At 39.7% G+C, this 11,719-nt stretch carries 10 protein-coding genes and 1 other annotated feature; of the genes, 4 read left to right on the top strand and 6 right to left on the bottom strand.

Going from position 1 to position 11,719, the window contains the following annotated elements; genetic code table 11:
• Positions 1–395 (top strand): hypothetical protein (locus tag D1953_RS21460; protein WP_182480682.1); only part of this gene is annotated, 395 nt, incomplete at its 5' end.
• Between the two features lie 119 nt (positions 396–514).
• Here the strand turns inward: D1953_RS21460 and D1953_RS18890 are convergent.
• Genes D1953_RS18890 through D1953_RS18900 form a run of 3 tightly spaced genes read right to left on the bottom strand, consistent with a single transcriptional unit; the run spans position 515 to position 4,127 of the window.
• Complete coding sequence (locus D1953_RS18890) at positions 515–1,819, bottom strand: VanW family protein (protein ID WP_119118702.1); 1,305 nt, start codon at positions 1,817–1,819, stop codon at positions 515–517.
• Complete coding sequence (locus D1953_RS18895) at positions 1,820–2,794, bottom strand: hypothetical protein (protein ID WP_119118703.1); 975 nt, start codon at positions 2,792–2,794, stop codon at positions 1,820–1,822.
• 34 nt (positions 2,795–2,828) lie between these two features.
• A complete protein-coding gene (locus tag D1953_RS18900) occupies positions 2,829–4,127 on the bottom strand; it encodes a bifunctional folylpolyglutamate synthase/dihydrofolate synthase (protein WP_182480683.1) in 1,299 nt (432 codons plus the stop codon).
• A gap of 81 nt (positions 4,128–4,208) precedes the next feature.
• Here D1953_RS18900 and D1953_RS18905 point away from each other — a divergent pair, with 81 nt between their 5' ends.
• Both D1953_RS18905 and D1953_RS18910 read left to right on the top strand, forming a co-directional pair.
• Positions 4,209–5,111, top strand: coding sequence for an ATP-grasp domain-containing protein (locus D1953_RS18905; RefSeq protein WP_119118705.1), 903 nt, complete (start codon positions 4,209–4,211; stop codon positions 5,109–5,111).
• On the top strand, positions 5,108–5,944 hold the full coding sequence (locus D1953_RS18910) for an ATP-grasp domain-containing protein (RefSeq protein ID WP_119118706.1): 837 nt from the start codon (positions 5,108–5,110) through the stop codon (positions 5,942–5,944). The genes D1953_RS18905 and D1953_RS18910 overlap by 4 nt, the downstream gene beginning before the upstream one ends.
• Positions 5,945–6,278: 334 nt before the next feature.
• On the opposite strand, the gene D1953_RS18915 is transcribed toward D1953_RS18910, so the two are convergent.
• Positions 6,279–8,930, bottom strand: a complete 2,652-nt coding sequence (locus D1953_RS18915) for a valine--tRNA ligase (RefSeq protein WP_119118707.1) — start codon at positions 8,928–8,930, stop codon at positions 6,279–6,281.
• 44 nt (positions 8,931–8,974) lie between these two features.
• Positions 8,975–9,205, bottom strand: a binding site (T-box leader).
• Between the two features lie 193 nt (positions 9,206–9,398).
• On the opposite strand from D1953_RS18915, the gene D1953_RS18920 reads away from it, so the two are divergent.
• Positions 9,399–9,590 carry a hypothetical protein gene (locus tag D1953_RS18920; RefSeq protein ID WP_119118708.1) on the top strand — a complete coding sequence of 64 codons (192 nt, stop codon included), beginning with the start codon at positions 9,399–9,401 and terminating at the stop codon, positions 9,588–9,590.
• Between the two features lie 49 nt (positions 9,591–9,639).
• Here D1953_RS18920 and ysxE read toward each other — a convergent pair whose 3' ends face one another.
• Positions 9,640–10,680 (bottom strand): spore coat protein YsxE, encoded by a 1,041-nt coding sequence (gene ysxE, locus D1953_RS18925; RefSeq protein WP_119118709.1) that lies wholly within the window; start codon positions 10,678–10,680, stop codon positions 9,640–9,642.
• A 468-nt stretch (positions 10,681–11,148) separates the two neighbouring features.
• A partial coding sequence (locus D1953_RS18930) for a LysM peptidoglycan-binding domain-containing protein (protein WP_119118710.1) occupies positions 11,149–11,719 on the bottom strand: 571 nt, incomplete at its 5' end.

Raw genomic sequence — 11,719 nt, forward strand, 5'->3', positions numbered from 1 at the left:
ATGGCGGTAGCACCGATGGCGGTAGCACCGATGGTAGCAACACTGATACAGGAGAAGGAAAACAATATAAATATGATAAAAATTATAAAATGCCCGATGTTAAAGAGTTAACAATACCGGGAGATGCATATTTCGAAAGAATTAATGGGGGAATTCAGGGCTTTACGTCGTTTCATATAAGTGGAAATGCAACTTTCAAAATTATTAAGGGGGCAATTCATAACTCTAATTTGTATATAGATGGAAATGCAACTTTCGGAACTATTGATGGAGAAATTAACAAGTCAAAGATTTGTGTAGGTGGCACTGTTACGGGAATTTCTGGAAAAAGCAATCAGGTATTTTCTCCGTCGATTGATAAAGAAAAGTATATAGCCAATTGCCCAGCATTTTAAAATAACCCACAAAATTAGTGTAGATTTCAGTCCTCGAGGTTTATTAGTTTTTTTGTAAAAACAATAGATATTCTTAACAAGGAAACAGGCTAATTCACATCAGCCTGTTTCCTTTCACCCTATTTTTTCTCATCTACAGCTTCTTCATTTACCTCAGGACTTTCCTCTTTCTCTTCGCTCTCTTTTACCTCTTCATCCTGATTCGTCTCTTCATCGGCACCCTTAGCTTGCTCCTCATTATCCACTACAGGTTCTTCCGTGACTACTTCCGGTACTTCTTCCGGCACTTCTTCTTCCTTCGTTTCCTTCACAACTACTTCATTAACTGGCAAGTAAAAGTCTTTTGCCATGAGCTTGTAGTCGATAATCTCTCCGGAACTATCATGGACATCTCGGTAAACGGAGACTGAGTAACCTTGTTTTCCTGGTGAGGCTGCTGGCTCGGATGGGTCCGATGTGTATCGAACAATTGTTTTAAATGGATATGTTTTCGGATTTTCTTGTCGAACTGTATATTTTTTTCCGTTCGGATAGCCTCTTATTTCAGCAACTAACACGCCTTGTTGTTTCAATTTAAACGTTACGGTTAATTCCGTATCATTTGGATTATTCACAATAAAATCTAAATCGCTTTCGTTAACTTTCGCTTCATATCCTGCTTCTACACCACTTGGAAGCTCTACACTCTTATGTCTTTCAATAATTTGCAGGTTAGTCGCTAAACTTGCTTTATAAAGAGCCGATGCCGCTTCCGTTAAAAAGGCTTCTGAAAATGTCTGATCGTTTACCATCACATCTTTCATAAAAGCTACGGTCTGAAAAGCCGGAATCGTGAACGTTGAATGATGCTCTACGAAAGAAGCTGCATCTTCTGCATCGGTTACATTCATTTCAGCACGAGATAACACTTTCGTTTCTAGATTATCACGCAGGAACTTTATCGCCACAATTTCATTTCCATCCTTGCCTAATAATCCTGCTTTTCGTTCTATTTCGGACTTAAGCTTTGTAACATCTAGGTTAGAAACAAACTCCTCGCCTGCCATTTCAACCAATACACTACGAACCGTTTTTTTTGAAATATCCGCATACAACGGATTCGTTACTCCATCTTCTGCCGACCGAATTGACTCCTGCAAAAGAAACTTCACATCCATCGCCGGAATCGTTCTTTTTTGATCTGAAAATGATACTGTGATCTCTTGTTTATTCTGCCAAATTCCCATAGCCTCCGATAGCTTAGACGCCGCTTCATCCTCGGAAAGATTCCCTACATCAATTGGTCCAATCACTGTCCCATTAGCGAAAATCCTGCTCGGCGGAAAGGCTTTTTCATAAGCAAATACCGCTAACTGAGAGAAACAGGTGATAAACAAAGTACTGCCTATTAAGAGAATTAAAGTTCGTACATACCCCTTCTTCACTTACACCGTCTCCCCGTCTTTCTTCTGTTTATGTTTTAAATACCGTTCTTCTAAATCCTCAAACGAATCAAGGCTTGTGCTCGGAAACGCATCTTCATCCTTCCCTGCAGAATCTTTAATCGTTTGTGTTTCTACTCTCTGAATCTCTTCATTTTTTCGAGCTTCATTTGACAACTCTTGTATCTCATCGAGTTCTTCAAACATTTTCATTCTTGTTTTCATGACATCATTCGATTCATCTTCTGTTTCAAATGACGTTTGTACCTTGTCTTCTTCCTGTTCTTCTATCATTCTTGCTTTCATATCGATAAAATCCAGCTCATCTTCTAACATAGATGCAGCCTCTTCTAATACAAACTGACTTTGGTCTTCTACTTTCTCCTCTGTCCCCCTTACTTCCCTATCCATGAACTCCATATCATCTTCCGCCATAAACGTAACCTCTTCTAGTGTAAGCTGACTTCGACTTTCTTCTTGTTCTTGAGCTATTTGAGCCTCCAAATCTATGAATTTCGTTTTCTCAAACGTTTCATGCTCTATATCAGAAAGGTTGCCAGCCTGCGGTTCTGCTTCAGAATGCTGAGCAGACAACGACTCTTTTTTGATAAAAGAGATAGGCTTTGAAGGAGCCCCATATTGATCCGCTGTATTTGACAGATTTGCTTTCTCCAAAAGCTCTTCATAACGAAACAATGGCTGTAGTTCTTTCTTCTGAAAAGCCGACTCATCTTCATCTTCTTGAAAAAGCGCAAGTCGTTTTGTCAGCAGATAAGCAAGAACAATGGCAAAACACAGTTGGACAGCAAGCGCTCCCCAAATCGAAACTTGATTCATAACGGCCAATCCAAGGAAACTTGTACAAACACTAGCTAAAAAGAAAATGGCCTTCCCTTTTAATGTTAAGTTCAAAGGAAGGAAAATGAATAGCAATGCTAAAAAAAGTATAGCAATGATTACGGAAAAAATGAGAATCAATCTGCTTCACCTCGCTTATGCAACTATATTCCTATCATACTTTATCCTTACGTTCTTTCATATACCCTCTCACTAAAGAAAGAAAATAAAGCGAACCTGTAATGACAACAATCTCATCTTCTTCTGCTGTTAGAGCATGCGTAAGACACGTTTGCCAGTTAAAATCGATATGTTTCTGTTTAGCGTTGCTCGTTTCATAAAGAATCGTCGCCTTCTCTGCCCGCTCATGTGTAAATTCCGTAAAGAAAATCTGTGAAGCAACATTATCCACTAATCGAATCATTTCTGAATAGTTTTTATCTCTTAAAGCCGAAAAAACAAAGCGATACTTTTGCTTTGGATATTGCTCTTTTAATGTTTGAATCAATACACCAATCCCCGCCGGATTATGAGCTCCATCTAAGATAACAGTCGGCTTGTCCTGAATTTTCTCAAACCGCCCATTCCATTTCGCCTCACGTAGTCCTTTCCGAATGCTTTCTTCAGAAACGGCAAAAGAGTCTTGTAACAGAACAACTGCAGCAACCGCTAACGCTGCGTTAGCGACTTGATGACGACCAAGCATTTGCAATTCAAGCTGTTCAAGCACTGTATCTCGGAAAGCAAAGGTAAAGCTTTGAGCGGCTTCTCTATGCTCTAGGTTTCGAATGACGATGTCCTTTGTTAATTGAAAATAAGGTGCATTGAGCGATTGTGCCTTTTGCTGAATAACTTGTGCTGGTTCCTCTTCCGTCACCCCACTAACAATAGGAGCACCATTTTTAATAATCCCCGCTTTCTCAGAAGCGATTGCAGCAAGAGTGTTGCCTAAAATGTTCGTATGTTCAAGTGAAATAGATGTAATAATAGAAAGAAGCGGCTCGATGACATTCGTAGAGTCCAATCTCCCTCCAAGACCAGCTTCCAACAGAACAATATCTACTTTACAATTCTTAAAATAACAAAATGCCATCACCGTTAAAATTTCAAATTGCGTTGGACCGTTTTCCGCTTCATCCATTTCTTGAATAACGGGCCAAAGCAGCTGAAACACAGCAACAAAATCTTCATCCCGAATCATCTCATCATTAATCTTCAATTGTTCATTCATTTTCTCCAAATAAGGAGAAGTAAACGAAGCAATTGTATACCCTTCTGCAATCATCATTTCTTTTATATAATGTAAGGTGGAGCCTTTTCCATTTGAACCAGCAAGATGAATGTATTTCAGTTCTTTATGCGGGTTACCGAGTTTCGCTAATAGCTGTTCCATCCGCGAGAGCCCGAAGTTCATCCCTAATTGGACAGATCGATGTTCAAAAAATTGATTGATTTCGTTCATTGTTGTTAACATTTGGTTCATGCCTCCCAAGTTACGTTACATATATTTTATCAATATATCATTCATTTACCTATATGAAAGGAGTTATTTTAGATGAATTCATCGACTCTTTCCTGCTGGATTGTTGTCAATGGCTATTTACAGCACGAGAAATTTTCCGATTTGGCTCTATTCGTCAAGGAAGCTGCAGAGAGAAAAGGAATTGCCGCATCTATTGTGCGAAACAGCGAGCTAATTGTCAGCCTTGAAAACAGCACAGCTACACTCATACATAATAGGAATTCGCTGCCTGATTTTGTCCTGTTTCTCGATAAAGACATTCACTTAGCACGTCAGTTAGAGCTGCTCAGCCTTCCTGTATATAATAGAAGTGAGGCCATTGATATTTGCGATAGTAAAGCAAAAACCCATCAAGCACTAGCGAATCACGACATTCCGATGCCAAAAACATTTTTTCCACCCTTTACATATGAAGGAATTGAGCGCCAACACTTTGACGCCTTTATCAACATCGGCCAAGCACTCGGTTACCCGCTTGTCGTCAAAGAAGCCTATGGCTCTTTTGGACAGCAAGTATACTTAATCGAGACAGAGAGCGAATTAATAGAGCTTGTAAAAAAATTAAAACATAAACCTTTTATTTTACAAGAATTCATCGAAAACAGTCGAGGTCGCGATATTCGCATCAATGTTGTCGGAAACAAAGTCGTAGCCGCGATGAAACGAACATCGAAGCATGATTTCCGGGCCAATATGACAAATGGCGGTCAAAGTGCCCCTCATATACCAACCGAAGCGGAAGCGGAACTTGCCATTAGGGCTGCTCGCATTCTAGACGTTGATTTTGCCGGTGTTGATTTATTATACGGCGAAGATGGGCCTCTTCTTTGCGAAGTAAATTCCAATTCGCATTTGCTTAATATTTATGAATGCACCGGTATTAATATTGCCGATGCTATGTTTGATTATATGATACAAAGGACGTCTAACCAATGAAGAAAATCGGATGGCTAATTTATAATCGTGAGGATGCAAAGAAAAATAAAGCATATATAGAGTGGATGCTAGCGGAAGCAAAAGAACTAAACATGGAGCTACGGTTTCATTATCGTGAGGACTTACAAATTGGTCATCGTCAGCACAAACTATTTGTTGATTTTCGAAACGAACCTGTTGCACCGCCTGCCTATGCAATCATTAGAACTATTGATCCATTTTTCACTAAGCAATTAGAAATGCTTGGCACCGTTTGTTTTAATTCTTCTTTCGTGTCCGAAATAGCAAACAACAAAGCGAAGACTCATCAATTCCTTAGCACTCTTGGCATTCCGATGGCAGACACTGTTTACTGCCAAGATTCTGTTCAAGCACACTTTCCCTTCCCTTTTATCGCAAAGGAAGTGCACGGACGCGGCGGAAAGAGTGTCTATTTAATTGAAAATGCGGACCAATTAACATCATTGCCATCAGGAGGCGAATGGTTAATTCAAAAACCCGGCGTTTTTGGCAAAGATGTACGCGTCTTTGTTGTCGGAAAAAAAATCGTTGCTGCTGTGTTACGAGAATCCAACTCAAACTTCAAAGCCAATTATACCCTTGGAGGCACCGCTTCCCTGTACAAATTGTCAGATGAAGAAACTGCACTTATCCAAACAATCATCGATGCCTTTGATTTTGGTATGGTCGGCATTGATTTTATTTTTGATGAAAAATGTCGATTTTTGTTTAATGAAATTGAAGATGTCGTAGGGAGTCGAACGTTAAGTGCGTTAAGCGACATCAATATTGTCCGAGAATATTTACAATTTATTCAGTCTCATTTCGCTTAAACACTGGGGTGAGTGCCATTGTCGCACTCGCCTTTTTTATTTTTTTACGTAATACTACTGTTTTTAAACGCTTTTAAAAATTTGAACATTTCGTTACATAATATAACAAAATATTGCAAAACACCCTCTTTCAAATTATACTCCTTTTATAGATGTTACATTTCATAACATAAATTGATAGATAACATTTCTTTACATAAAAGGTTCATCTATCGTTACCCACCAAAATAATTGGTCACACTTTCGCACCTTTCTTTCCCCGCTTGACTCCCCGTACCCTTCCCCGCACAAAAAAGGAAGAACGAGCTTCACACATCCGCTCGTTCTTCCTTTTTTATAGTTGTTTCAATTCATTAATTCGGTGAATTACCGCATCACGTTTTTCAACGTAATCTTTTTCTTTTGCACGTTCTTCCTCAATTACTTTCTCTGGTGCTTTTTTCACAAAGCCTTCATTTCCTAGTTTCTTCTGAACGCGTTCTACTTCTTTGTTCAGCTTATCTAGTTCTTTTTCTAGACGTTTTACTTCTTCATCGATGTTGATTAAGCCTTGAAGCGGTAAAATAAGCTCAACTCCTGTTACAACAGCTGTCATTGCTTGAGCTGGCTCTTCTACTTCAACACCAATTGTCAATGCTTCTGGGTTACAGAAACGCTCAATGTAGCTCGCATTTTTCTCTAAGATTGCTGAAATGTTCGCATCTTTGGCTTTTAAAATTAAGTTTACTTTCTTGCTCATCGGTGTATTCACCTCAGCACGGATATTACGTACTGCGCGAATGATTTCAACAAGAAGCTTCATTTCTTCAGCTGCATCCGTATCTGTTAATGCAGGATTTACCGTTGGCCAAGCAGCTACTGTAATGGACTCTCCTTGGTGCGGTAGGTTTTGCCAAATTTCTTCTGTAATAAATGGCATGAATGGATGTAATAAGCGCATTGTGTTATCTAACACGTAAGCAAGAATAGAGCGTGTTGTTTTCTTCGCCGCTTCATCTTCACCGTACAATGGAAGCTTCGCCATTTCAATATACCAATCACAGAAATCATCCCAGATGAAGTTATATAGTGCACGCCCTACTTCACCAAACTCGTATTTATCTGCAAGTCGTGTAACCGTTTCAATCGTTTCATTTAAGCGTGTTAAAATCCATTTATCTGCTACGGATTTTTCGCCGCTTAAGTCAATTTCATCATACGTTAAACCGTTCATATTCATTAAGGCGAAACGAGATGCATTCCAAATTTTATTCGAGAAGTTCCATACAGACTCTACTTTTTCGTTACTGTAACGAAGATCTTGACCTGGAGAACTTCCTGTTGATAAGAAGTAGCGTAATGAGTCAGCCCCATATTTATCAATGACATCCATTGGATCGACACCGTTACCTAGAGATTTACTCATTTTGCGTCCTTGCTCATCACGAACAAGACCATGAATTAAGACATTTTCAAATGGACGTTCACCTGTAAATTCAATCGCTTGGAAAATCATTCGTGATACCCAGAAGAAGATGATGTCATAACCTGTTACAAGCGCATCTGTTGAGTAATAGCGTTTAAAGTCCGCTGCATCAACATCTGGCCAGCCCATTGTTGAGAACGGCCATAACGCTGAACTAAACCATGTATCTAATACATCTTTATCTTGTTGCCAGTTTTCGCTGTCAGCAGGTGCTTCTGTACCAACATACACTTCACCTGTTTCCTTATGATACCAAGCTGGAATACGATGTCCCCACCAAAGCTGACGAGAAATACACCAATCGTGGATATTTTCCATCCAGCGTAAGTATGTTTTTTCGAAACGATCTGGAGTGAAATGAACTTTTTTATCATCTTCTTGTTGTTGCAGTTCAATTGCTGCATCAGCAAGCGGCTGCATTTTAACAAACCATTGTGTAGATAAATACGGTTCAACTACAGCACCGCTGCGCTCAGAATGTCCAACTGAATGCATATGATCTTCAATTTTGAATAATACACCTGCATCTTGTAAATCCTTCACAATTTGCTTACGGCATTCGAAACGGTCCATTCCTTCATATTTACCTGCACGGCCGTTCATTGTTCCATCTTCGTTCATCACAAGAATGCGCTCTAAGTTATGGCGATTTCCAACCTCAAAATCGTTAGGGTCATGTGCTGGAGTCATTTTAACCGCACCTGAACCGAACTCCATATCTACATAATCATCACCAACAATCGGAATTTCACGACCGACAATTGGAAGAATAACCGTTTTGCCGATTAAGTGTTTATAGCGCTCATCTTCAGGATGAACAGCTACCCCTGAGTCACCTAGCATCGTTTCTGGACGAGTTGTAGCTACCTCAATATAACCAGAGCCATCTGCTAATGGGTACTTCATATGATAGAAAGCACCTTGCACATCTTTATGAATAACCTCAATGTCAGATAGCGCTGTTTTCGTCACTGGATCCCAGTTAATAATATATTCCCCGCGATAAATTAAACCTTTTTCATATAATTTTACGAATACTTCACGAACGGCTTTTGATAACCCTTCATCTAAAGTAAAACGTTCACGTGTATAATCAAGACCAAGACCTAGCTTCGCCCATTGCGCACGAATATGACCCGCATATTCTTCTTTCCATTTCCACGTTTCTTCAACGAATTTCTCGCGTCCTAAATCATAGCGACTAACGCCTTCTTCACGCAGTTTTTGCTCTACTTTTGCTTGAGTAGCAATCCCAGCATGGTCCATACCTGGCAGCCAAAGCACGTCATACCCTTGCATTCTTTTCATACGCGTTAAAATATCTTGCAGTGTCGTATCCCAAGCATGACCTAAGTGAAGCTTACCTGTTACGTTTGGCGGTGGAATAACGATTGTATACGGCTCCTTTTGTTCATCGCCTGTTGTTTCAAAAAACTTTCCTTCTAACCACCACTGATAACGACCTTTCTCAATCGACTGTGGATCGTATTTCGTCGGCATTGAAATTTGATTTTCTTCCATTATAAATTCCTCCTTTTAAGCGCATAAAAAAACTTCCTCTGTCATAAAAGGACGAAGGAAGTTGTTCGCGGTGCCACCTTTTTTCCGAAAAAGCAAATAAACCTTTTCCGGCTCTCAAATAAAATAACGGTTGTTTACCGATTTTCGCTACTGCAGTTGTTCACGAAAATTGCTCACGGACGACTTCTGATGCTGCTTACTTAGAAACCTCTCAGCTTATAGTTTCCTCTCTGAAAAGCGCCATTCATCATACTATTTCCGATCTTCGCTTTACGCAATATGTATTTTTCAAACACATAATCTATAGTACATAAAAACAAAGGATATCGTCAATCATTCTTTCCGTTTTTTTATTATTCTATACAAGAAGCATCTATTCGTGACAGCCTCTTCACGTTTCTCCGCACTTCCCCATATGATGAAGCAAGACGATATAAAGGATGACATGATATAAAGGATGACATACTGATGAAACGACAAAAGAAATTTAACCCAAACAATCTCCCTCCTTGGACCAAGAAAGCGAGTGTTGTCGTACAGCAATTTATTGTCCCATTTACAATCTTTCAAGCAGTTCGAACGCTTATTTTCCCGACATTCATTGATATTCTCTTGCTGGCCCTGTTTATTTTTCTCGCTGCATTCTTCTATGTAAATTGATGACAGCACAAAAAAACATGAATGGTTGACTCCAAACATGTTTTTTGAGCTAACTTTGAGGTGACTGCTCTTCTTTGGCAGCCGCCTTCTTTTGGTTCTCGATTTCTTCTATCTTCATAACAACATATTCAACATTCTTCAAAAACCAATATTGACGTTGAAGTTCCTTTACTGAATCTAATTCCGTTTTATTCCCTTTTCGTTCCACGTAATTTTTAACCGCATCAAGAGCTGACCCTGGATAAGCAAGATAGCTCTGCATCAATAACATTTCATCCTCTTTTAATGGAAAATAGCGAATATAATTATATAGCCAATCCACACAATCATTGCATTGAATTGGAAATGTCTTCATCGACCTTACAAGAAAAGGAAGTATATCGAAATGCGGCGGCGCTACCCGTGAATTTTCAAAATTGATAAAATAACCGTAACCCCGATTATCACTAACAAAATGCTTCAATGACACTTTTCCATGTGTTACAACCGTACGAACCTTCTCTTCTTCCTTCGTTTGTTCAAACCACTCCTTAAACTTCCTAATTGAATATTTCAACGCCTGCGAAATATCGTTGTAATAGACACAAAACATCATTTCCGTCGGTGACATATACCATTTCTTCTCACAGCTTACGATCCATTCATCTAGAAACTCTTGCTGCGCTTCCCATGCCTGAAGCGTACGTTCATAATGCGCCTCCCTATCCTCCTTATCTACTTCAATCTCTTTAATAGAAAGGCTGTGCATCCGTGCCAGTTCTCGAAACATTTGCTTATGTCGCACATCTCGTTCTCCGCTTTCTAAACTTTCCAACCACGGCATTAAATAATAAAGTTTATTATGATGAAGAACCGCATAACGCCCATCTTTTGACTGATAGATTGGCACAATCCTGTTATAACCACGCTGATACAACGTTTGAACATTACGGATAAAATCAATGCCAACATGAGGAGAAATCGATTTTAAAGCAAATACACCGCGGTCGCTATAAATTTTCTTTACACGTCCAAAGTCCTCAATATATTGAATATGAAGTGCATATTGTTGCAAAACCGCTATCGTTTCAGCATGTGAATTCTCCGGCATAACATCACTCACTTTCCTAACAAAAGCGTAAGGCACGTGAAGCTACTACTAAATATATTGACATTTTATTCCGCACTTAACAGACAGTAAGACCTCAAGCTTTTCAGAGACAAGGAAGATAGGCGGGGTACAATTGCCCTCGTCTAGCTACAGATTTTCCCCTCGATCGAGTTCATAAGCTGTCATACTCTATGGCAAACCGAGCCACGCCGCATTGCATCTTATGTGAACAGTCGCCTCACTTTTGTAGTAAAGATTCAATCGGTGAGATAAAGGGAAACGTACCTTTGCAAATTTCAACTAATTAGGTTCGTACAGGCACTTGAGTGAAGTTAAGCCAGGGACCTTAGTGACCGCAGAACGTGGCTAACCATCAGTAAGGGATGAAGCCCTAGCTGATGGAGGTTGGTTTCTTTCCTGTAGAAAAAACAGCAAGCAGCTTCACTGCTCACTGTTCTAGCGTAATAATTAGTTTTTATACGAGGCGGATCTCGGAATGTACAAGACTTGCCCTTCATAAATATCTTGATGCGGTTCTAACTCATTGCTTTGAAGCAATGTTTGCGGATTGACTGAATAACGCTCTGCCAGGTCATCAATCGTTTCTCCCTGTTGCACAATACAAACCTTTACTCTTACATGCTCTTCTTCTTGCTTTCTACTGAAAAAGTCCATAATCGAAACAGGTTGAGATTCATTGGTCCTCGCTTTTTGCTCAGACTTCTCCACTTTTTTCTCCTCTTCTTGCTGCGGCTCTCGCTTATCTTGTTGAACGATAACAGAAGGTACTTCTCTCTTGTTCACTAAATGCAGTAAGTTAACTTTTTCTAGCTCCCCTTTTATTTCTTGTTCAAGGACCGGCTCCACCTGTTGTTCTTCTTCCACTTTCCTTTCAAGCACCGGCTCTGCTTTTGGTTCCTCTACTTTTCTTTCAAGCACCGGCTCTGCTTTTGGTTCTTCTTCTTTTCTTTCAAGCACCGGTTCTGCTTTTGGTTCTTCTTCTTTTCTTTCAAGCACCGGTTCTGCTTTTGGTTCTTCT

The sequence above is a fragment of the Peribacillus asahii genome, assembly GCF_003570725.1.
GTDB classification, from domain to species: domain Bacteria; phylum Bacillota; class Bacilli; order Bacillales; family DSM-1321; genus Peribacillus; species Peribacillus asahii.